Annotated in this window: 20 protein-coding genes; 15 read left to right on the forward strand and 5 right to left on the reverse strand. The window is 34.0% G+C overall.

What is annotated here, in order from left to right; translation table 11 throughout:
* The first annotated feature begins 23 nt into the window (after positions 1-23).
* Positions 24-1,073, forward strand: coding sequence for a type 2 isopentenyl-diphosphate Delta-isomerase (gene fni / locus HMPREF2580_RS02395; RefSeq protein ID WP_070830279.1), 1,050 nt, complete (start codon positions 24-26; stop codon positions 1,071-1,073).
* Positions 1,074-1,330: 257 nt separating this feature from the next.
* Here fni and gltS read toward each other — a convergent pair whose 3' ends face one another.
* Together gltS and HMPREF2580_RS02410 are read right to left on the reverse strand one after the other, a co-directional pair.
* A complete protein-coding gene (gene gltS, locus HMPREF2580_RS02405; RefSeq protein ID WP_070830281.1) occupies positions 1,331-2,539 on the reverse strand; it encodes a sodium/glutamate symporter in 1,209 nt (402 codons plus the stop codon).
* 357 nt (positions 2,540-2,896) lie between these two features.
* Positions 2,897-3,505: a DNA-3-methyladenine glycosylase gene (locus HMPREF2580_RS02410; RefSeq protein ID WP_037541616.1), complete on the reverse strand. Its 609-nt coding sequence runs from the start codon at positions 3,503-3,505 to the stop codon at positions 2,897-2,899.
* 204 nt (positions 3,506-3,709) lie between these two features.
* Between HMPREF2580_RS02410 and HMPREF2580_RS02415 the strand changes: the two genes are divergently transcribed.
* The 3 genes from HMPREF2580_RS02415 (at position 3,710) to HMPREF2580_RS02425 (ending at position 5,394) form a co-directional block, all read left to right on the forward strand.
* On the forward strand, positions 3,710-4,309 hold the full coding sequence (locus tag HMPREF2580_RS02415; protein ID WP_070830282.1) for a DUF805 domain-containing protein: 600 nt from the start codon (positions 3,710-3,712) through the stop codon (positions 4,307-4,309).
* 130 nt (positions 4,310-4,439) lie between these two features.
* Positions 4,440-4,637: a helix-turn-helix transcriptional regulator gene (locus HMPREF2580_RS02420; RefSeq protein ID WP_070830283.1), complete on the forward strand. Its 198-nt coding sequence runs from the start codon at positions 4,440-4,442 to the stop codon at positions 4,635-4,637.
* Positions 4,630-5,394, forward strand: coding sequence for a hypothetical protein (locus HMPREF2580_RS02425; RefSeq protein WP_070830284.1), 765 nt, complete (start codon positions 4,630-4,632; stop codon positions 5,392-5,394). The genes HMPREF2580_RS02420 and HMPREF2580_RS02425 overlap by 8 nt, the downstream gene beginning before the upstream one ends.
* Positions 5,395-5,533: 139 nt before the next feature.
* Here the strand turns inward: HMPREF2580_RS02425 and HMPREF2580_RS02430 are convergent, their stop codons facing one another.
* On the reverse strand, positions 5,534-7,153 hold the full coding sequence (locus tag HMPREF2580_RS02430) for a ribulokinase (RefSeq protein ID WP_070830285.1): 1,620 nt from the start codon (positions 7,151-7,153) through the stop codon (positions 5,534-5,536).
* A gap of 183 nt (positions 7,154-7,336) precedes the next feature.
* On the opposite strand from HMPREF2580_RS02430, the gene HMPREF2580_RS02435 reads away from it, so the two are divergent.
* From HMPREF2580_RS02435 to HMPREF2580_RS02455, 5 genes are all read left to right on the forward strand, one after another.
* On the forward strand, positions 7,337-8,236 hold the full coding sequence (locus tag HMPREF2580_RS02435; RefSeq protein WP_002443927.1) for an ABC transporter ATP-binding protein: 900 nt from the start codon (positions 7,337-7,339) through the stop codon (positions 8,234-8,236).
* On the forward strand, positions 8,229-9,464 hold the full coding sequence (locus HMPREF2580_RS02440) for an ABC transporter permease (RefSeq protein ID WP_070830286.1): 1,236 nt from the start codon (positions 8,229-8,231) through the stop codon (positions 9,462-9,464). The genes HMPREF2580_RS02435 and HMPREF2580_RS02440 overlap by 8 nt, the downstream gene beginning before the upstream one ends.
* Before the next feature lie 237 nt (positions 9,465-9,701).
* Positions 9,702-10,028 (forward strand): YnfA family protein, encoded by a 327-nt coding sequence (locus HMPREF2580_RS02445; RefSeq protein WP_070830287.1) that lies wholly within the window; start codon positions 9,702-9,704, stop codon positions 10,026-10,028.
* Between the two features lie 29 nt (positions 10,029-10,057).
* Positions 10,058-11,068 carry an aldose epimerase family protein gene (locus HMPREF2580_RS02450; protein ID WP_070830288.1) on the forward strand — a complete coding sequence of 337 codons (1,011 nt, stop codon included), beginning with the start codon at positions 10,058-10,060 and terminating at the stop codon, positions 11,066-11,068.
* A gap of 290 nt (positions 11,069-11,358) precedes the next feature.
* Positions 11,359-12,048, forward strand: coding sequence for a ribose 5-phosphate isomerase A (locus HMPREF2580_RS02455; RefSeq protein WP_070830289.1), 690 nt, complete (start codon positions 11,359-11,361; stop codon positions 12,046-12,048).
* Between the two features lie 58 nt (positions 12,049-12,106).
* Here the strand turns inward: HMPREF2580_RS02455 and HMPREF2580_RS02460 are convergent, their stop codons facing one another.
* Positions 12,107-13,183, reverse strand: a complete 1,077-nt coding sequence (locus tag HMPREF2580_RS02460; RefSeq protein WP_070830290.1) for a peptidoglycan release complex CPBP-like subunit SdpC — start codon at positions 13,181-13,183, stop codon at positions 12,107-12,109.
* A 248-nt stretch (positions 13,184-13,431) separates the two neighbouring features.
* Between HMPREF2580_RS02460 and hutG the strand changes: the two genes are divergently transcribed.
* Positions 13,432-14,367, forward strand: coding sequence for a formimidoylglutamase (gene hutG, locus HMPREF2580_RS02465; RefSeq protein ID WP_002443915.1), 936 nt, complete (start codon positions 13,432-13,434; stop codon positions 14,365-14,367).
* Between the two features lie 92 nt (positions 14,368-14,459).
* On the opposite strand, the gene HMPREF2580_RS02470 is transcribed toward hutG, so the two are convergent.
* Positions 14,460-15,329 (reverse strand): LysR family transcriptional regulator, encoded by an 870-nt coding sequence (locus HMPREF2580_RS02470; protein WP_070830291.1) that lies wholly within the window; start codon positions 15,327-15,329, stop codon positions 14,460-14,462.
* A gap of 270 nt (positions 15,330-15,599) precedes the next feature.
* Here HMPREF2580_RS02470 and hutU point away from each other — a divergent pair, with 270 nt between their 5' ends.
* The 5 genes from hutU to HMPREF2580_RS02495 all read left to right on the forward strand — a co-directional run bounded on the left by hutU (position 15,600) and on the right by HMPREF2580_RS02495 (position 21,826).
* Complete coding sequence (gene hutU / locus HMPREF2580_RS02475) at positions 15,600-17,261, forward strand: urocanate hydratase (protein ID WP_070830292.1); 1,662 nt, start codon at positions 15,600-15,602, stop codon at positions 17,259-17,261.
* A complete protein-coding gene (gene hutI / locus HMPREF2580_RS02480; protein ID WP_070830293.1) occupies positions 17,261-18,496 on the forward strand; it encodes an imidazolonepropionase in 1,236 nt (411 codons plus the stop codon). Before hutU ends, hutI begins: the two co-directional genes overlap by 1 nt.
* Positions 18,497-18,829: 333 nt before the next feature.
* Entirely contained in the window at positions 18,830-19,951 is a 1,122-nt protein-coding gene (locus HMPREF2580_RS02485) for an amidohydrolase (protein WP_070830294.1), read from the forward strand.
* A gap of 131 nt (positions 19,952-20,082) precedes the next feature.
* Positions 20,083-20,964 (forward strand): SDR family oxidoreductase, encoded by an 882-nt coding sequence (locus tag HMPREF2580_RS02490; RefSeq protein WP_070830295.1) that lies wholly within the window; start codon positions 20,083-20,085, stop codon positions 20,962-20,964.
* A 262-nt stretch (positions 20,965-21,226) separates the two neighbouring features.
* Positions 21,227-21,826 carry a hypothetical protein gene (locus HMPREF2580_RS02495; RefSeq protein WP_256326369.1) on the forward strand — a complete coding sequence of 200 codons (600 nt, stop codon included), beginning with the start codon at positions 21,227-21,229 and terminating at the stop codon, positions 21,824-21,826.
* Positions 21,827-21,960 lie beyond the last annotated feature (134 nt).

Genomic DNA, 21,960 nt, shown 5'->3' on the forward strand with positions numbered 1-21,960 from the left:
CTTTAACAAAGGATGGTATTTCAATGAGTGATTCACTGAGAGAACAAAGAAAAAATGAACATGTAGAAATTGCAATGTCACAAACTGATGCACCACAATCTGATTTCGATAAATTGAGATTCGTTCATCATTCAATACCTAATATTGATGTCAATCAGGTCGATTTAACGAGTCATACATCTCATTTCGATATGCAATTTCCAGTTTATATTAATGCGATGACTGGAGGCAGTGAGTGGACGAAACAAATTAATGAAAAGTTAGCTATTGTAGCCAGAGAAACAGGTTTAGCTATGGCAGTAGGCTCTACCCATGCCGCTTTAAGAAATCCTAAAATGGCTGAATCATTCAGTATTGCAAGACAAATCAATCCTGAGGGAATGATATTTAGTAATGTTGGCGCAGATGTACCTGTAGAGAAGGCTGTCCAAGCAGTTGATTTACTTGAAGCTCAAGCGTTACAAGTTCATGTAAACTCTCCTCAAGAATTAGTTATGCCAGAAGGTAATCGTGAGTTTTCAACATGGATGGACAATCTTGAATCCATTGTGAAACGTGTGAATGTACCGGTTATTGTTAAAGAAGTTGGCTTCGGAATGAGTAAAGAGACCTTTAAATCATTAGTTGAAATCGGTGTTCAATATGTAGATGTAAGTGGTCGTGGTGGTACAAACTTTGTTGATATTGAAAATGAACGTCGCACAAACAAAGATATGAATTATTTAACACAATGGGGACAATCAACAGTAGAATCTTTACTTGAAAGTACAGATTATCAGGATAAGTTGAATGTCTTTGCAAGTGGAGGCTTGCGAACACCATTAGACGCCGTGAAAAGCTTAGCTTTAGGTGCTAAAGCAGTTGGTATGTCGAGACCATTCTTAAATCAAGTGGAGCAAACAGGAATTACGAATACAATTGAATATGTTGAATCATTCTTAGACCATATGAAGAAAATTATGACGATGTTAGATGCAAAAGATATTGAAGCATTGAGACATAAGGATATCGTATTTAGTCCGGAATTAACTTCATGGATTGAGCAACGTAGTCTAGATATTCATAGAGGATGATAAATAAAAAGGGAGCGGGACAGAAATATAATTTAACAAAATTAATTTCGTTTTCCCTCTCCCAACTTTCATTGTTTGTAGAATTTCTTAAAAAGAAATTCTCTATGTTGGGGCCCCGCCGGCAAGGATGGCTAGGATTGAAGAAGCTTGATGAAAGCGCGCTTTCAATCCAGACATCTACTGCCAATATGTTAAAAGAGACTGAGATATTTAATATGTCCCAGTCTCTTTTCTAATAATTGATGTAAATATTGTATCTAACTAAAGAACTGTATGAAGCCCATCACAATGATAACGCCAATTAAATCGATTAAGAAAGCACCTACGATCGGTACAACTAAGTATGCTTTTGGTGAGCTACCATACTTTTTAGTTATAACATCTAAATTAGCCATTGCGTTTGGTGTGGCACCTAAACCATGACCAATGAATCCGCCTACCATTACTGCGGCATCATAGTCTTTACCAAGACCTCTAAATAAAACAAAAATAGAGAATAAGACCATAAATACCACTTGTATCAGAACGATAATCAGAAGTGGAATCGCAAGTGAGTATATTTCAGTTAGTTGAATACTCATCAAAGCTAATGATAGGAAGATACCTAGGGAGATATCCCCGATTTGATCATTAATCTTTAAGTCCACAATATTCCATCCAGAGAGTTCTGATACATTACGAATAATTACAGCTACAAACATGGAACCTACATACATTGGAATATTTACACCTGTTAAATCAGTAAAAGTATTTCCAATATAAGTACCTAATGCCATACAAAATACTAAGATTGTAAACTGTATGAAAAAGATTTGAGTAGGTTTGAATTTATTGTGTAGCGTTTTGTTATATTCAACTTCGCCATAATTTTTAAATGACTCATCACGATGTTCAGGTTTTAGGTTATAACGTTTAATTAAAAATTTGACGACGGGTCCACCGATTAGACCACCAAATACAAGTCCTAATGTAGCGGCAGCGAGTGCAGCAGTGACGGCTGAGTCAATACCCATATCTTGAATTGTTTTACCATATGCAGCAGCGTTACCGTGACCACCTTCCATTGACATTGATCCAGCAGTTAAACCTAATAGTGGTTGAATATTTAAAACTTTGGCTAATGAAACACCTATAATATTTTGACAAAAGGCCATAATTCCACAGAACATGAAATAAAGTAACATGACCTTTCCGCCAATTTTAAATAACTTAAATGATGCACCTAAACCAATTGTTGTGAAAAAGGCTAACATAAAGAAATCCTGAATAAATGATGCATCAAGTTTGATTTTAATAATATGTAAAGAATCGAGTATGGCTACGAGAATTGAAAAAAGTAATCCGCCAATCACTGGCGCAGGTATACAAATTCTCTTTAATATCGATACATGATTAACAATTGATTGTCCGATTAAATATAGAACACATGCTAAACACAAGGTTGTGATTGCATCTAACTCTATCATAAAATGCCCCCTTAGAAGTAGTCCCAAAACCTATGTTTAATACTTAATCTATATAATTATGTAAGCGTTATAAAAATGGCCATGTTAACCATTATACACACGTATTTAAAATAAATCTAGATATTCAATTAATATTAATCATATATATCTAAAATTCTGAAAATATTAATTTAAATTATATTCAGAGTTAACAATAAATTAAAATATAGTAGACATGATATTCAAAACGATTCAGGAGATATCGATATTAAATAATAAATAAGCGAGGATGCTCTATGATGATGTACTGAACCCCAAAAGTTGGACTAAAAAACTAACTTTAAGGGGTGCACATCAGAAGAGCGCCTCGCTTTACTTTTATTTCCATGTGTCATCAGGATTTTGAAAGTCAGATTTACGCATGCGTGATACATATGGATTGCCTTTAACAGTATAACGAAGTGGCTTGTGTGTCCATTCTCCTTTATTAGGAATACCAATTCTTCCACTTTCTACTATTTCTTTAGGATATTTTCTATTTTTAATATCGATGGAAAGGCGACAATCATTCAGCGTTGAACCATCTATAGCTCTAGGAATATTCAATGCTTTTGTCCATTTTCCTGGGCCGTTCGTTATTTCATAACCTGTTTTACCACGATTCATTTTCATCGCTTCTATACCATCTTCTGGTTCAATAGCACGAATTAATACGCCTTCTGGAACGCCTTGTGTACGTGTGACAAAATTGATGAGTAAGTGGGTATGCATCACATGTGCGTATATCGTTCCTCCAGTTTTATAAAGGGAAGTTACTTTAGGCGTCTGTTTACCACCGTAACCATGTGCGGCTCTGTCATTGAAACCTAGATAAGCCTCAGTTTCCACGATGTAGCCAGAGTAGTATTGATTGTCATCTTGATATATGATTTTAACGCCTAATAAATCTTTAGCAGTTTGTGTTGTTGCTTTATTGATAAAGTCCACAATCATCTCACCTTAAAATATAATAAGAATACTTTATAGAAAATTTGAATTGAGAATTAAAATTTAAAATATACATTTTTATTAAAGAAATGTTTTGATATACTCAATATACAAGTTTCTACTATAGTTCACTCTTTTTTAATTTATCAAAGAGTAGAAGATTTTAAAACAGTTTTACATGACACAGAAAAAGGAGAATGAATGATGCGAGATAAAGTAAGTTTTGGGCGAGCACTTAAATTATTTTGGAGTAATTATGTTAACTTTAAAGGTCGCTCAAGACGAAGCGAGTATTGGTATGCAACGTTATGGAATTTAATATTTGTAATTCCAGGATTAATTGGACTATTTATAGGTTTTATGTTTGCGATGATAGGATCGGCAAGTCACGATGAAGCCGCTTTAACTATTGGTGGATCTTTACTCATTTTAGGTTACTTATACTGCATTATCTTTGCTTTAGCCACTTTAATACCTAACTTGGCTATTTTAGTTAGAAGATTTCATGATTTATCATTTTCAATGTGGTTACCAATTAGTGGTGTAATAGTAATATTTATTGTCAATGTTACTGCCAACATTATTTCACTTAATGACAAATGGTCAGACAATGGTTTTGTTTTACTCTTATTATATATATTACTTGCAATACAGTGGGTATTTTCAATTGTTCTTTTGGTCATGGTCTGTCTTAACGGTAAGAAAGAAACAAATAAATATGGACCTAGTCCTAAATTCACTGAATACGCAACTAATTATGAAGGTAAAAACCATAATCCAGTTGATAAAGCTAAAACTAATTAATTGACTTTTCACTAGCGGTCTCTCAAAGAGGCCGCTTTTTTAAAATAAAAGTGTCATATATATTTGACTTCTGCCTATTTGTTTGATTATGATAAAAGTACTTAATCATTGTGAAAGAAGGGCTACTGATTTGAATAAAGTGAAACAGTTTAGAGCACATCAGAAAATATCTCAACTTTCTCTAGCCCGAGCTGTTGGTGTTTCTAGACAAACAATTAATATGATAGAAAATGACAAATATAATCCATCTTTAAAATTATGCATTAATATCGCGAAAGAACTAAATGTGACATTAAATGATTTATTTTGGGAGGATGACCATGATTAGTCGGTTATTTAAAGTAACAGATGAGCATCAATTACAAAGATTGAACCGTTTATTTGCTAAATTTGGGGCGCTCATTTTTATTTTTTTGATAGCTATGTTTTATTTTGAGGTCATGCTTGATGTTGAACGCGCGTATTTATCTCCATATTTAATAGGCACCATTTTATGTATCGTTGTCTTAGTTAGTATGTTAGTGACCAATGGATATAGTGATACTAATAAAGAAATATATGTTAGAAATGACAACGAAAAAAAGATGCTTAATAAAATGAGCTTTATAAAAAGAGCGATCTTTTTAATTCTAGCATTTGCATATCTATACCTGATTCCCAATATCATCATTCCTATTTTAATAGGTAACAAGATGTTTGGTTTCCAACCCTCGTCGCTTATCATATTTATCCCATTAATTGTCTTTATTTTCACTGGAGATAAGAGAATTAAAGTATCAGATAAACCAACTGCTCCAGTTAAGGAAAAGATTAATCACACGGAGCCATTGCTCCATCTTATACCTCAATACCATTTTAGTGACGAATATGAACGAATGAGGATAGAAATGGAGTACGCAAAGAACTTCGTATGGTTGGTTATCTCGCTTAGTCTTATTTCTATTATAGATATTGTCATTGAAATAGTGATGAATCATACACCTTATGCATCAATAGTTACACTTATTTTCAATGCCATTTTAATCATTATCGCTACTTTAAAAGTCATTTCAATAAAAAAGAATAATATAAGTCAAAAGGCTTAATTCATCAAAGTAAAGCTTAATAGTCATATAAAAATCTCTAAGAGGTTGGGACGACGAAATTAATTTTTCTAAATTGTATTTCTGTCTCACTCTCTTAGAGATATTTTTTTGAAATCTACATTCCAATCTGACGATTCAATTATTCATGTATGTAGGATAGTTCTGGATTTTCACGACCTAAAATATCATGTAGTTTTCGATATTTATCGAACAGTTTGTCATATGCTTTGACTTTATCAGGTTCCGGTTCTTTGACGTAGTAAATAGGCTGTTTCATATGTTTTACGGTTTCTTTTAATGATGGATACGCACCGCCAACATTGGCGCCCAGCATTGCTGCACCGAGTGCGGTAGCATTAGATGATTCAAGTACTACTACTTTCTTGTTTAACACATTTGCGTAAATATCCACTAATAATTGACTTTTCTTTGGAATGCCACCTGAGGCATAAACCGTATGAACTGGAATTTCATTGTCTTCAAATTGTTTCATGATCATCTTAGTACCGTACGCTGTCGATTCTAGATATGCACGGTGAATCATCTCGAAGGGTGTTTGCAATGTTAAGCCAAAGACGCTACCTGAAAGATGGCTGTCACTTAATATGCTACGGTTACCATTATGCCAATCGAGTACAATGACATGTTGATCTTCTACATCGATGTCGCTTGCGAGCTCCTCTAAATATTCAAGTACTGAAACTTCCTTTTCCAAAGCTTGGTCAACGATATGTTTGGGAGCTAACTGCTCAGAATAACTAAATAAATCTCCGACAGCAGCTTGACCTGCTTCATATGCATATAAACCTGGGATGACTGCATCTTTCACAGAACCAGTAATCGCAGGGATAGGTTTTTGTTTAGGGTCTAGCATTAAATGACAGGTACTTGTGCCGATAACAGCTGTAAATTCACCTTGTTTAATAGCCCCTACACCTAGTACACCTGAATGAGCATCAATCATATATGGAGAGATTTGCACTTTTTCAGGCAAGTTCCATAATTGTTGATAATATACCGCTAAATTTCCTGCGCTTTCACCTATATGTACGACCGGTGCTTCACATTTTTCCTTAACGATGGTAGGCAAGGTTGTATCTACAGCTTCAAAGAAGTCATAGTTAAACCCGTTCACTTCATCCCAAAAACCTTTGAACCCAATACCACAATTGGAACGAATATTTTTATTTGTAAGCAAGCTTGTAATGTAGTCGCCAGCTTCCATGATATAACTCGTGCGTTCAAGTAATTCAGGTGCTTCATGTTTCATTTCTAATATTTTTGGAATCATCCATTCACTATTGACGCTTGAACCGTAATAATCGAGCCATTGATTAGATGTTTTTTCACTGGCTTCAACCATTTGTGTCGCTTCATCTTGAGCGCCATGATGTTTCCATAATTTAACATAAGCGTGTGGATTGTTTTTTAAACGATCTTGTCGATGTAATGGTTCAAAATTTTCATCTAGAAAGACAATCGTACAACTTGTGAAATCCACACCAATGCCTAATACATCATTTTTATTCACTTTGCTCTCTTCTAATACATGTTTAACGCCATTTTCTAAAACATGAAGATAATCGTCAGCATTTTGTAAGAAATAGTTACGCGGGAGTGCTTCGCCATTCAATGTCTCGGCAATTGTACCGTGCTCATAAGTTTCTTCATAGCTTGAGATCATCTCACCATTGGATGTGTCCACAAGAATCACTCGACCTGAAGCTGTACCATAATCAATGCCAATACTGTAGCTCATTTGTCTAACCCCTTTAAATTTGAAAAGTATGTATTGCTACGAAACTTATAGATAATGATAGGGCTTACAAAAAAGTTTGTAAAGTTTATTAAGTTTCAAAATTTACATATAAGAATTAATTGAATAATGTTATATTAAAAAAAGAATTTAAACCAAAAAATCATATTGATAGGAGTATAAAATATGAGTTTGATAATTGATCATGTCACCAAGAAATTTGGAGATTTCACTGCAGTTAATGATATTTCTTTAAAACTTGAAAAAGGAAAAATGTTAGGATTTTTAGGGAGAAATGGTGCAGGTAAAACAACCACATTTAGAATGATACTCGGGTTGAGTGAGACGACAGAAGGTACCATTACATATGAAGGTAAAAAAATAGGTAAGCACATGTATAACTCGATTGGTTATCTTCCCGAAGAACGAGGCTTACATCCTAAAATGACTGTCGAAGAAGAATTAACGTATCTTGCGACGTTAAAAGGCTTATCTAGTAAGGAAATTAGACAACGTATTGATTATTGGTTAGAGCGTTTTGCGATTACGGAAAATAGAAAAAAGCGAATTCAGTCACTCTCAAAGGGAAATCAACAGAAAATCCAATTACTTGCGAGTATGCTTCATAATCCTGAACTACTCATTTTAGATGAGCCATTCAGTGGTTTGGATCCAGTTAACGTAGAGCTATTAAAACGTGCGGTAAAAGATTTAAATGATAAAGGTTCTACCATCATATATAGTTCACATCGTATGGAACATGTGGAGGAACTCTGTGATGACGTTTGCATCATTGATAAGGGTGAGTTAGTCGTTTCTGGAGACATTCAACATGTTCGCTCTGAACATGGTAATAAGCGTGTGATTATTGAAGCAGATCATCACATTGATGGCTTAGATGAGATTGCCGGTATTTTAAATATTGAGCAACATAAACGTGATATTCGAATAACAATTGAAAATGAAGATATCGCTAAAGATATTTATAAGAAAGTGATTGAACAAGGATTTGTAAGACGTTTTCAAGTTTTAGAACCTTCACTTAATGACATTTTTATAGATAAAGTAGGTGAAACACATGAATAAATTTTGGTCGACCTTTAAACTCACGTATCTCAGTAAAATTAAATCAAAAGCATTTATCATTTTTATGTCTATCATCGTCATACTGATGATTGCACTTTCAAATATAGATAAAATTATAGATTTATTTGACAATGGCCCAGATAAAGTAGGCGTTGTGACGCAAAATGAACAAATTTATAAAGTATTGAAAAAACAAAGTCATGCACTCGATGATGACGCCACTTTTAAAAAAGTCAGTGAAAAAGATGCGCATAAGTTAGTAAAAAATGAAAAATTAAAGAAAGCCTATATCGTGAAACAAGATAAGCATCATCAATTATCAGGAACGATATTGAGTAAAGACAACGTAGAGGCTGAGGACGAGCAAAAATTGACTGAGGTACTTACTTCTATCCAATCTCAATTGGTCGCTTCGAATCTCAATTTAAGCCAAAATGAATTGAAACAATTACAAGCAAGAAGTCATGTAGACAGTAAAGTCATCTCTAATAAAGAGGATAGTCAATTAAATTCAGGAGAACAAACTTTAAATTACATATTAGTTTATGCGACGTTAATGCTCATCTTCTTTATTGTATTTAATTACGCAGGACAAGTTGCAATGGAAATTGCTACGGAAAAGACTTCTCGCGTCATTGAGATGATAATTACAAGTGTGTCACCAGTGATTCATATTTTAGCTAAAATTGCAGGCGTCATTGCTGTGGCATTTACTCAAGTTATTATGATTATTATCATGGCATTACTTTGTGTCTATGCATTTGATTTAAAAAGTTTATTTAAAGAATTTGACATTCAAATGAATCATCTTGCTTGGCAAATTATCATTGTAAGCATACTTTGCCTTATTGTTGGTATCTTAAGCTATGTATTACTTGCAGCTATTCTTGGCTCATTAGCAACGAGAATTGAAGATATGAATCAAACGCTTATGCCGTTAACTTTATTAGCTATGATCGCATTTTATATTGCAATATTTAGCATCATGAAGCCGGATATGCTGCTTACTAAGATTACAAGTTTTATCCCATTCCTAGCACCGTTTGAGTTATTAGTACGTGCTCAATCCTCAGATTTAGAAATTTGGGAAATCGCTGTGAGTATGGGGATTTCAATCATTGTAGTCGCACTATTATTATGGATTGCTGTTAAAACGTATAAAGATTCTGTGCTTACTTTTGAAAAGGGATTATTCAAATCAATTCAACGTCTTGTGAAAAAGAATTAATCAAACTAAGTCAAGCACTTTTATTTTTATGTTCTAAACCTATGGAATATTAAAAGAAAAAGTGTAACAATATGTAAGTGAAAATACCGTCGTTAAATTAAAGATAGATTTATAGAATCTAACATTGATACAATGTTACTTATCATATCAATCTAAAATAAATACTATTCTTATTTATAACTGAACTACCCCTTCGTTATAGTGAATAGATAAATTTAAAAGGTGGTGCATTGTATCGTGTTTTATTCTGCGTTTATTTTCATCATAGCAGGCCTCTGTGAAATTGGTGGAGGCTATTTAATATGGTTATGGTTAAGGGAAGGCCATTCATATTGGCTAGGTTTATTAGGTGGTATGATACTCATACTATATGGCGTAGTGGCCACGTTTCAGGCGTTTCCGACATTCGGTAGAGTATATGCTGCATATGGTGGTGTGTTTATTATTATGAGCCTTCTTTGGGCTTTTGTGATAGATAAACAGACTCCAGATAAATATGACATTATTGGCGGCTTAATTTGTATGATAGGCGTATTAGTGATGTTATTACCTAGCAGAGCTTAATTTAACGTGGTTGAAAGGGAGATTATGTAATGATAGTTGAAGTTGAGCATCAAAGACATGATGTTGATTTAATTAAAATTGATAATGATGAAACGAAGATTGTATTTACGAATTACGGGGCTAGAATCGTTTCTTGGAAGTATCACGACAATAATATTATTTTAGGGAATGTTGTAGAGGCTGATGAATTCTATTTTGAAAATCCTTTTAATTTTGGTGCCACTATCGGTCGCTATGCAGGTAGAATTGCCAACGCTTCATTTGAATTAGAGGGACAAACATATGAATTAGAAGCAAATCAGCATCCACACCATATACACGGTGGCTCTAAAGGTTTAGATACTAGAATTTTTGATTATGAAATTGTAGACGAAATTGGCCAGATCAAAGTCATTTTCACAGCCACGATTAAAGAAGAGGAAGATCATTATCCGGGCGATATGACTATTAAAGTCACACACACTTACGATGCTGATCAACGCTGGACGATAAAATATGAAGCGGAATCCACGCAAAAAACGCTATTTAATCCAACAAATCATGTGTACTTTAATTTAAATCGAGATAATAATGTTGTTGATAATCACAAAATATCAAGTTCTTCTTTAAAAATGTTTACTTTGGATGATAACCATATTGTGAAACAAGAAGCACCACTTGATTTCTATGATGTATTTAAAGAAAAGGGTGTACTGTTTAAAGATATATTTAATAGTACAAATGAAAAACTTCATCAGCAAATGCAACGATATAAAGGTTTAGATCATCCATTTGAGGTAGGAGGGCGTCAACTTCTTATTGATAATAATGAGTTTGAATTAAAAGTCGAAACAGATATGCCACATATGGTGATATATACTTTTAATGAACCACAAAATTGGGATAATGATTTCAATATTTATAAATCTCATTCTGGATTTACTGTGGAAACTCAAAATCTCCCTAATGATATCAACATGTATGGTGAGAAAGCGCAGTCTATTTTAGAAGCACATACGCCTTATCTTTCTAAAACAAGCTATCAAATTAATGAAAAGTAAATAATTAATTGAAAACGTCGGGTCTCCATTTTATGAAACTGGAATGGTAACTCGACGTTTTTAATATTTTGACTTTACAGAGTGTGTTATCTCTAAGTGAATGGGGATGTTTTAAATGAGGCACTGCTATCAATTCCAGTTGCTTACTTTTTAAATATTGAGATGATTGAACTCTAATTTTAAAAGAGAAAAAGTATGAAAATTAATTTCATTATCTAAAGGTATTTAAAAATAATTAAACTCATGTAAAATGAAATTAAGGAAATTAGAGAAAAGGGGATAATCAGCAAATGAAAGACGTAAAAGAACTTAAACTCATGACGTTAGATGATGTGATTAGTCAGATAGAAGATGGTATGACGCTTGGGATAGGGACTGGAAGTACAATCGAATTGCTAGTACCTAGAATTGCTGAATTGGTTCATCAACATCATTACGATATTACTGGTGTATGTACATCAAATAAAACGGCCTTTCTGGCGAAAGAATTAGATATTAAAATTGTTGAGGTTAATGATGTCAATCACATTGACTTAGCTATCGACGGTGCTGATGAAGTAGATCCAAACCTTAACCTTATTAAAGGTGGTGGCGGTGCACTATTCAGAGAGAAAGTGATTGATGAAATGGCTGAAAGATTCGTTGTCATTGCTGATGAAAATAAACTTGTTGATTATTTAGGGCAAACGTTTGTATTACCAGTTGAGGTAGATAAATTTAATTGGTATCAAGTAGCGAAAAGAATAGAAGACATTCAAGGTGTGAAAGTTAATAGACGCGTGAATGAGGATGTTCCATTTACGACAGATAATGGAAATTACATATTAGATTGTACATTGCCAGAAGGCATTGACCCTTATGACATGCATGAATTTTTAATACATCTAACGGGTGTATTAGAAACAGGTTACTTCCTTGATATGACGGATCAGGTAATTGTGGGAACACAAGATGGCGTTAAAATTATGAATAAAGTGTAGAATATATAAAAAGAACTTGAGGGTTACAAAATGCCTCAAGTTCTTTTTATAGGTTTTGTTATTCTTTTTTAGTTGAATCTTCGGTAGTTTGTTCTTCTGCTTCGTTGATTTCATCTTTCACATCGCTAACTACAGATGAATGACGGTCTTCTGTGTAAGACGCACTATCCTTTAAATCTGAGTTGTCAGTATGCGTTTGTTCAGAATCAACTGCTGAGTGTGATTCATCTTTTGGTTTCTCAACATTTTCCTTTTCAGAGTCAGCTTCTTTGGAACGATTGTTCACGCCTCCGAAGTCATCCTCTTCAGTATGGTCTAAATAGTTGTTAGGTTCAACTTCTTCTAAACTTTGCTTTGTTGTTTTATAAACAATAGCACGAATGATTAAACTTAACACGATGAAGACAACACCTACAAGAGTTGTTGAGATCGCAATGACTTTCATCGAGAAAAGATCGCCAGTTTCCTCACTAAATAAGAATACTAATGCAAATGTCATCGCAGCATGGAAGACTGTAGCAATGTAAATGGTACGTCCTTGAGTAGCTCTGATTAATTCACCGATAATCATTGAGAACGCAAATGTATATAAGAAATGGTAACCAGCATATTCCAGACCGTATGTAGTATTAGCAGTAAAGATTGAATAAATAATACCTACAACAATACTTGCAAAGAAAGTGTTCATCTTTGTTTCAAGAATATTTTGTAAGTATGAACGGAAACCAAATTCAGTAACAAAAGCCATTAAAATATGACCAATTAATATTGTAATTAATGATACTGATAAATCTGATGTTTGTAATAAGATGAAACTATCAGCAAAAGTATTAAAGCTATACATACCAATCATAAGAATAATTAATGGTAAGATAAGCGCTAAAATAATTCGTTCAATAACCTTTAAACTGAATGAAAACTTTAACCCTGCTAATTGTTCTTTTTTATACTTAAATACTAAAATACATACAATTGATGCTATTAAAGGTGCTAAATCTTTGATGTCAAAAACAAATCGTTTAACTCCAATGGATACTTGGAAATCTCTAAGTATAACGGCTAAGGCCATTGTTATAACAAAGAAGACAAAGACCATCATAGCCCATTGAAACCCAGAAATTCGAGAGTTCTTCATTTTATGTAACCTCCATTAGGTAACAAGCTAAATTTATTTTATTTACAATTATACATCTTACAAGGAGATGTTTAAATTGTCTATTTTAATTATCATCAAAATGTAATAGTCTTGAATCATTTTGTTAGCTAATCGTAATTAAATATTTTCTTTTCAGGGTATCAAAATATTACAAGCGTTGAATTCAAATACACCAATAGTTATACTTTATTTAACTATTGTGATTAACAAATCAAGGGGGAAGTATCATGTATAGACTTGCTGAACGTGATTTATGGACAGGTCGTCTAGATAGTGAAACAGATGTAAAACAATTTAGACACTTTCAAACTGTAAAATTTGGTGATTTATCGAAAGTTGAAAAATCTGGGACACGAAAAGGGGTAGGTATATTAGGGTATGCTGTTGATAAAGGCGTCGAATTAAATAAAGGACGTGTAGGTGCAAAAGAAGGCCCGAATGCGATTAAAAAGGCATTTGCAGGTTTGCCAGATTTAAATCAATGTGAAGAACTTGTTGATTATGGCAATGTTGAGCATGATCACGACGCCCTGATTGATACTCAAAAAGAATATGCAGAGTTAGCTGCTAAATCTATTCAAAATCATAAGCAAACATTTTTACTTGGTGGCGGACACGATATTGCTTATGCACAATACTTAGCTACGCGTAAGGTTTACCCTAACGAATCTATTGGCGTCATCAATATTGATGCCCACTTTGATACACGTGATGAAGGTGAGTCTACTTCAGGCACAAGCTTTAGACAAATATTAGAGCAAGATGATAACGCTGATTACATGGTATTAGGTATATCACAAGGTGGTAATACTCAAGGATTATTTGATTATGCTAAAGAGAAACATGTTCAATATGTTTATGCTGATGAATTATTAAACCAAGTTTCTCCCCCGATTAAAGATATGATAGAACATTTTATTCATGATCACGACATTATTATGTTTACCGTTTGTATGGATGTTGTCGATAGCGCCTTTGCGCCAGGGGTAAGTGCACCAGCTGTACTAGGTATCTATCCTCACACTGTATTTGAATTAGCTAAACGTATTATACCAAGTGAGAAGGTTGCTTCAATCAGTATTGCTGAAATGAATCCTCAATATGATTTAGACAATCGCACTGCGAAACTTGTAGCAAACTTAGTACATCACTTCTTAATTTAACGCTTTGAAAATGTAAGCAAATTGACTACGTTAATTATAAATAAAACACCTGTAAAAGTTAGGATGATGATTCCCACTTTTACAGGTGTTTCTTATATATCCCAGTAATCTAAACATTGTTGTATTAAAGACATGACTTGTTCTGAATGTTTACGTTTTTTTAAATAATTAATAAAAATCTTGCGTCCTAAGTTAGGACGTATTTTTATACTATCTAAATTCTTGGCAAAATAAGACTGATAATAAAAGCGAGGCACAATTGCATAACCGAGATTTAAATGCACAAAGTTTGTAGCAGATTCAAAACGATCTGTTTCCACTACAATATTTGGAAATTCATTTCTTCTATTAAAATAATCGTCTAGATGCTTGCGTACTTGCGAATTTTTATTTGGCATAATGAGAGGCAGATTTTCTATTTTAATTGTCTTTTGATTTGGAAATTCATTTTTAGGGGTGAGTAAAACATATGGTTCTTCATATAGAGGGATAGACGCAATATCTTCGTGATTAATTTTTTCATTGGTTAGCGCAAAATGTACATCGAAATTAAGTAACTGATCAATAGAATCGCTTCTATCGTGAACTTCATACATACGATATTGTTGATCTGGAAAATTTTTATGATGTAGCTGTGTAACTTTAGCTATCCACTGACTTGTAGACTCCAATATGCCCATTTTAATTCTTGGTTCTGATGTAATGTTTAAATCATACATCTTTTCAACAGTGGAACGATATTCCTGAACTAATTGTGTCGCATACTTATAAAACTGAATGCCTTTTTCGGTGATTTTGATATCTTTTGTAGTCCTCATAAATAAGTCATAACCTAAATCTGCTTCCATTTTTTTAATTGTAGCGGTCAATGAAGGTTGACTAATATGTAAAAAGTTAGAAGCTTTTGTAAAACTATTGTATTTAACTATAGCCAAAAAATATTCTAGCTGAATGATTTTCATGTAAAGCACCCCGTATTTATAGTTTTAAGTTATAAATGATTAGTTTATTTATATTTGTTGTCTATATCTCAGACTATTATACTGTAATTACAAAATATTTGCTGTGTTAAGTCGTTTAACGCATTGAATATTTTGAATAATTTAATTAATTTTAGTACTCTTTTCCCTATTTTATAATATTCAATCACAAAAGAAATTTGTTTTTAGAAAAAATGAATAACAATCAATTTGAAAATGCATGTAAACAATAATCAGATGGGAGAGATTGACATGAGAGAAATTCACGCTAAAAAAGGGTTAGACATTGAGTGTAAAGGTTGGGAACAAGAAGCGGTATTAAGAATGTTATATAACAACTTAGATTCTGAAGTTGCTGAACATCCTGAAGAATTAGTTGTTTATGGTGGGATTGGTAAAGCTGCTCGTAACTGGAAAGCATTCGAAGCAATTGAAAACACATTACGCGATTTAGAAGCAGATGAAACTATGTTAGTTCAATCTGGTAAACCAGTTGCAGTGTTTAAAACTCATGAAGAAGCACCACGTGTATTAATTTCAAACTCTGTGTTAGTTCCTGAATGGGCAAATTGGGATCACTTTAATGAACTCGATAAAAAAGGCTTAATCATGTATGGACAAATGACTGCAGGAAGTTGGATTTATATCGGTTCTCAAGGTATTGTTCAAGGAACTTATGAAACATTCGCTGAACTTGCTAAACAAGAATACAATAGCGATTTAACAGGGACTATTACATTAACTGCTGGTTTAGGCGGCATGGGTGGCGCACAACCACTAGCAGTTACGATGAATAATGGTGTTGCCATCTGTGTAGATGTAGATGAAACACGTGTTGATAAACGTGTTGAAACTAATTATTGTGATGTTAAATCTACAGATTTAGACGAAGCATTGAAAATGGCACAAGAAGCTAAAGATAAAGGGGAAGCATTATCCATTGGCTTAGTAGGAAATGCTGTAGATGTTCATAAAGCAATTTTAGACAAAGGTTTTAAAATAGATATCATTACTGACCAAACAAGTGCGCATGATCCATTGAATGGTTATGTGCCACAAGGTTATTCAGTGGAAGAAGCAAAACAATTACGTAAAGAAAATCCTAAAAAATACGTTGAATTAGCTGAGGCTTCAATGGCTAAACATGTTGAACTCATGTTAGAGTTCCAAAAAAATGGTGCTGTAGCTTTCGACTATGGTAACAACATTCGCCAAGTTGCCTATAATAATGGTGTTGAAAATGCGTTCGATTTTCCTGGGTTCGTTCCAGCGTATATTCGTCCGTTATTCTGTGAAGGTAAAGGGCCTTTCCGCTTTGCAGCATTAAGTGGTGATCCAAAAGACATTGAACGTGCTGACGAAGAAATGAGAAAGTTATTCCCAGAAAACGAAAAATTGTTAAGATGGTTAGATTTAGCGGAAGAAAAAATATCTTATCAAGGATTGCCATCTAGAATTGCATGGTTAGGTTATGGAGAACGTGCAAAAATGGGGTTAGCTCTAAACAAACTTGTACGTGACGGTGAAATATCTGCCCCAATCGTTATTGGACGTGACCATTTAGACTCTGGTTCAGTCGCTAGTCCAAACCGAGAAACTGAAGGTATGAAAGATGGCAGTGATGCAGTTGGTGACTGGGCTGTATTAAACGCATTAATTAATACTGCAGCTGGCGGTTCTTGGATTTCATTCCACCACGGTGGCGGTGTAGGTATGGGCTATTCACTACATGCCGGTATGGTTGTTGTGGCTGATGGATCAGAACGTGCGGAGAGAAGATTAGGACGAGTACTTACTACAGATCCGGGTATGGGAGTAGCAAGACACGTTGATGCAGGTTATGATATTGCGATTCAAACAGCTAAAGAAAAAGGTGTCAAAATTCCAATGATTGATGAAGCAGGTGATAAATAATGAATGATTTAATTATCCAAAATATTCAAGAATTGATTTTACCTAAATCTACTGACAAACCTTTAAAAGGTAGAGAGTTAGATGAATTAGAAGTTGTTGAAAATGGAACGGTTGTCGTTAAAGATGGCAAAGTCGTTTATTCTGGCCCTCATACAGATGAATATGAAGCAAATGAAACAATTGATGCTACTGGTAAGGTTGTTTCACCTGCGCTTGTTGACGCACATACGCACTTTATATTTGGCGGTTCACGTGAGCATGAAATGTCTCTCAAACGTCAAGGTAAATCATATTTAGAAATTCTTGAGTCTGGTGGAGGCATTCTTTCAACTGTTAAATCTACACGAGAAATTAGTGAGGAAGACCTTTTCAAAAAAGCAGAGCATGATTTATTAACTATGATTAAACATGGTGTGCTTACGATAGAAAGTAAAAGTGGATATGGTTTAGATAAAGATAATGAATTGAAACAATTACGAGTGTCTAATCAATTAGCTGATAAATATAATTTGGATATCAAACATACTTTCTTAGGGCCTCATGCGGTGCCAGAAGAAGCTGAATCGAATGAAGCATTCTTAGAAGAAATGATTGAATTACTTCCTGAAGTTAGAAAATATGCTGACTTTGCAGATATTTTCTGTGAAACGGGAGTATTCTCAGTGGAAGAATCTAAGCGTTATATGGAAAAAGCTAAAGAAGCTGGATTTAAAGTTAAAATTCATGCCGATGAAATTGATCCATTAGGTGGTTTAGAATTGGCAATTGATGAGGATGCTATTTCTGCAGATCACTTAGTAGCATCTAGTGAAGAAGGTAAAGCCAAATTAAAAAATAGTGATACAGTGGCTGTGTTATTACCAGCTACGACATTCTATTTAGATAAGAATGATTATGCTGATGCACGTGGCATGATTAATAATGGCGGCGCGATTGCAGTGGCAACTGATTATAATCCAGGTAGTAGTGTAACAAATAACTTACAACTTGCCATGGCTATTGCAGCTTTAAAATTAAAATTATCTCCTAATGAAGTATGGAACGCTGTGACAGTGAATGCTGCAAAAGCTATTGATGCTGATGCAGGTACGATTAATGAAGGTGACAAAGCAAATATCGTCATTTGGGATGCACCTAACCATGAATATATTCCATATCATTTTGGTATTAATCACGCTCAAAAAGTGATCAAAGATGGCAAGGTTATTGTTGATAATGAATTTAAATTAGATTAGTTGATGTCTGAATCACAAATGCACTAGGAAATTAAACTTAATCAAGGAGCCCTTAAAATGAATTGACGTACATTCGTTTTAGGGGCTCGTTCTATATCAATAAAGCTTTCAGATAAAAATATTACTAAAATATTTGATGAAAATAAAAGTATGTAGTGAATATTTTTCAATAACGTAACGATTAAACTTTTCTTATTAGAAATGCTATGTATATAATTTAAGAAAATTCGAAATATTCGAAATGTAAAGACCGTTTATTAGAACTCGGTCATTTCAGGTTCTATTTTATATTTGTTTTACAGTCATTTTCGAAAAGAAGGGGTTGAATCAAAGATGGCCAATTATTCAGATTATGTCAATTGGAGACGTACATTTCATCAATATCCAGAGCTCTCCAAAAAAGAGTTTGAAACAACAAAACGTTTAAAACGAATATTAGAAAGTTATCATATTTCGATTTTGGATTTACCTTTAGAGACAGGTTTAGTTGCTGAGATAGGACAAGGAGAACCCATGGTAGCTGTGAGAACTGATATTGATGCCTTACCTATAACGGAACAAGTGGAGCATGAATTTACTTCGACTAATGAAGGTGTCATGCACGCATGTGGGCATGATATTCATATGGCGAGTATATTAGCTGTTGCAACACAACTTAAAGCGATAGAAAGTGAATTGAATGGACGTGTGAGAATACTTTTCCAAGCTTCGGAAGAATTAGGCGATGGTGCTATTAAACTAAGTCAAACGGGGGCACTTGAAGGTGTGAAAGCGGTGCTAGGTTATCATAATTATCCAACTCTAGATATTGGAGAATTTGCAATCAAAAGTGGTGTGACAACGTCAGCAGTAGATCGTTTTGAATTTCATATTCAAGGAAAGGGCGCACATGCTGCGAAACCTGAACAAGGTAATGATCCAGTTATCGTAGTAGGTCAGTTGATAAATAGTTTACAATCGATTGTAAGCCGTAATTTATCAGCATTTGATAGTGCAGTCATAACAATAGGTGAAGTATCTTGTGGTAATACTTGGAATGTGATTGCTGACCAAGCGTATATTCAAGGTACGGTGCGTACATTTGATGCTGAAAAACGCCAATATATAGAACAGCGTATGCACGAAATTTCTGAAGGGTTGTCCCAAGCATTTAATGTTGAAATGGAATTGACCTATACACAGTTACCAGGTGCTGTCGTCAACGATGAGAACTTAACAGACCAAGCGATAGAAGTTGCTAAAGAAGTAGGGTATCACGTTCATATGATGACAGAACCGCTCACTATCGGAGAAGATTTCTCAGGTTACACGAAAGATTATCCTGGTGTTTTTGCGTTCATTGGTTCAAATAGTAAGTACGATTTACATCATCCTAAATATGATCCTGATGAACGTATCCTTGAAAAAGTACCAACATACTTTGTGAAACTTGTGCAGAAATTGTTAAAGGGGTAATGATTGATTTCAAATATTGTTTTTGTGATAAATTCGTGCTGTTAAATTCATTTTCCGAAAATAAAATATGATTAAATAATGAGAAATTGTGGGTATAAATAATAGAAACTACAATTAGGAGATGATGATTGATGTCAGCACAAGATCCTAGAAACAAATTTAAAACGACGGATTATGAAAAACAAGAGCAAGCGTTACCAGGATTACAATCCAAGATGACGCCACAACCAGACTGCGGAGAAACATCCTATGAAGGGCATGGGAGATTAAAAGGTTATAAGATGTTAGTCACTGGTGGTGATTCTGCAATCGGACGCGCTGCTGCAATAGCCTATGCCAAAGAAGGCGCAGATGTCGCTATTAACTATTTACCTAGTGAAGAAGATGATGCACAAGAAGTGAAACAAGTGATTGAGGGTGTTGGACAAACAGCTATCCTTATTCCTGGTGATTTAAGAGATGAACAATTTAACTACGATATGGTTGAAACAGCTTATATTAAATTAGGTGGTTTAGACAATGTTACTTTAGTTGCGGGCCATCAACAATATCATGATGATATCCATGGGTTTAATACAGAAGCATTTGCGGAAACGTTTGAAACGAATGTTTATCCTGTGTTCTGGACTGTTCAAAAAGCTTTAGAATACTTAAAACCAGGCGCATCAATTACTACAACGTCATCCGTCCAAGGTTATAACCCGAGTCCGATACTACATGATTACGCTGCATCAAAGGCTGCTATTATTTCATTAACGAAAAGTTTTTCAGAAGAACTTGGCGCAAAAGGAATTAGAGTAAACTGTGTGGCACCTGGTCCATTCTGGTCACCACTTCAAATTACAGGCGGACAACCACAAAGTGCTATACCTCAATTTGGCCAACAAACACCTCTTGGACGTGCAGGTCAACCCGTAGAGCTCTCAGGCACATATGTATTGCTAGCTTCAGAGGATTCTAGCTATACTACAGGACAAGTGTTTGGTGTCACTGGCGGTACACAAATCGACTAAAAGGTTACGGACACCGTTTTTATTAAATTATCATTCAACAATGTCATTCGAGTTCCTAAAATGAAGAATTTAAAATTCATTTTAGGAGCTTTTTTACTTTGATAGAGGTGCCAGTTTGTTTTGAGTAGAAAGTGTGGCATTTTCCTCAATTGAAGCGAATGGAAGCGATTTGATAAACGCAGATGATTTCATGTACCATGTATGTAAGGATAATGGTTCTAAGTAAGATGATGGGCAAATAAAAAGAACAAGGTGATACTGCGTGAGAACATTCTTAATTAGATTTTTACCTTACATATTATTAACTATAGGAATAGGTAGTATTATAATATTTAATTATAATCCAATTATTACGATTTCAATGTTTCTTGTACTTTGTATATATAACGTTTTAGTCAATCTTTATTTAGTTAATGAAAATATAACAAAGGGCATGATTTGGCTTCACCCCATTATTGATCGTATATTAGGAGCGATAGCCGCTATCGTTTATTTGGGTATATTTTCATGGGTGATTTTAAGACATATTACCTTTCCTACTGTATTTTTTATAGTGTTATTGACTGGTTTAATTACACTTTACCTAGAATATAAACTTAAAATTATTGATGATAAAAAAGGGGAGCAAGAAAAATATGTAAACGATACGAGCATGGCTGACTATAAGGTTGTGTCACATCGCGCTGAAAAAACATTTAAAATAACTTCAATTATCACAACGGTAATGAGTATTTTACTTATCATTTTGAGTTTGTATTTAAAATGGTGGATTTTATTTGGCGTATCAATAGCATTATTAATTTTAGTCGCTATTGCTTTATCAATTTATGAAAAATATTTTACTACGCGTATTGAAGAATAATTTTTAAAAAGCTATGTATTTTAAGTATTGACGTTGTAACTATAATCTTGTAATGTTAGACACAATTCGCGTAGCTTATCAAGATAAGTTGAGAGCTGGACAAAGAAGTTTCTGCAATGTTGTATCGTATACAA

The organism is Staphylococcus sp. HMSC036D05, assembly GCF_001836225.1.
Taxonomy (GTDB): domain Bacteria; phylum Bacillota; class Bacilli; order Staphylococcales; family Staphylococcaceae; genus Staphylococcus; species Staphylococcus caprae.

Bases quoted from the DNA above. Each gene is read 5' to 3' on its own strand.
- fni (WP_070830279.1), top strand. From the start codon at position 24: ATGAGTGATTCACTGAGAGAACAAAGAAAAAATGAACATGTAGAAATT.
- gltS (WP_070830281.1), bottom strand. From the start codon at position 2,539: ATGATAGAGTTAGATGCAATCACAACCTTGTGTTTAGCATGTGTTCTA.
- HMPREF2580_RS02415 (WP_070830282.1), top strand. From the start codon at position 3,710: ATGCGAGATAAAGTAAGTTTTGGGCGAGCACTTAAATTATTTTGGAGT.
- HMPREF2580_RS02425 (WP_070830284.1), top strand. From the start codon at position 4,630: ATGATTAGTCGGTTATTTAAAGTAACAGATGAGCATCAATTACAAAGA.
- HMPREF2580_RS02430 (WP_070830285.1), bottom strand. From the start codon at position 7,153: ATGAGCTACAGTATTGGCATTGATTATGGTACAGCTTCAGGTCGAGTG.
- HMPREF2580_RS02435 (WP_002443927.1), top strand. From the start codon at position 7,337: ATGAGTTTGATAATTGATCATGTCACCAAGAAATTTGGAGATTTCACT.
- HMPREF2580_RS02440 (WP_070830286.1), top strand. From the start codon at position 8,229: ATGAATAAATTTTGGTCGACCTTTAAACTCACGTATCTCAGTAAAATT.
- HMPREF2580_RS02450 (WP_070830288.1), top strand. From the start codon at position 10,058: ATGATAGTTGAAGTTGAGCATCAAAGACATGATGTTGATTTAATTAAA.
- HMPREF2580_RS02455 (WP_070830289.1), top strand. From the start codon at position 11,359: ATGAAAGACGTAAAAGAACTTAAACTCATGACGTTAGATGATGTGATT.
- HMPREF2580_RS02460 (WP_070830290.1), bottom strand. From the start codon at position 13,183: ATGAAGAACTCTCGAATTTCTGGGTTTCAATGGGCTATGATGGTCTTT.
- hutG (WP_002443915.1), top strand. From the start codon at position 13,432: ATGTATAGACTTGCTGAACGTGATTTATGGACAGGTCGTCTAGATAGT.
- HMPREF2580_RS02470 (WP_070830291.1), bottom strand. From the start codon at position 15,329: ATGAAAATCATTCAGCTAGAATATTTTTTGGCTATAGTTAAATACAAT.
- hutU (WP_070830292.1), top strand. From the start codon at position 15,600: ATGAGAGAAATTCACGCTAAAAAAGGGTTAGACATTGAGTGTAAAGGT.
- hutI (WP_070830293.1), top strand. From the start codon at position 17,261: ATGAATGATTTAATTATCCAAAATATTCAAGAATTGATTTTACCTAAA.
- HMPREF2580_RS02485 (WP_070830294.1), top strand. From the start codon at position 18,830: ATGGCCAATTATTCAGATTATGTCAATTGGAGACGTACATTTCATCAA.
- HMPREF2580_RS02490 (WP_070830295.1), top strand. From the start codon at position 20,083: ATGTCAGCACAAGATCCTAGAAACAAATTTAAAACGACGGATTATGAA.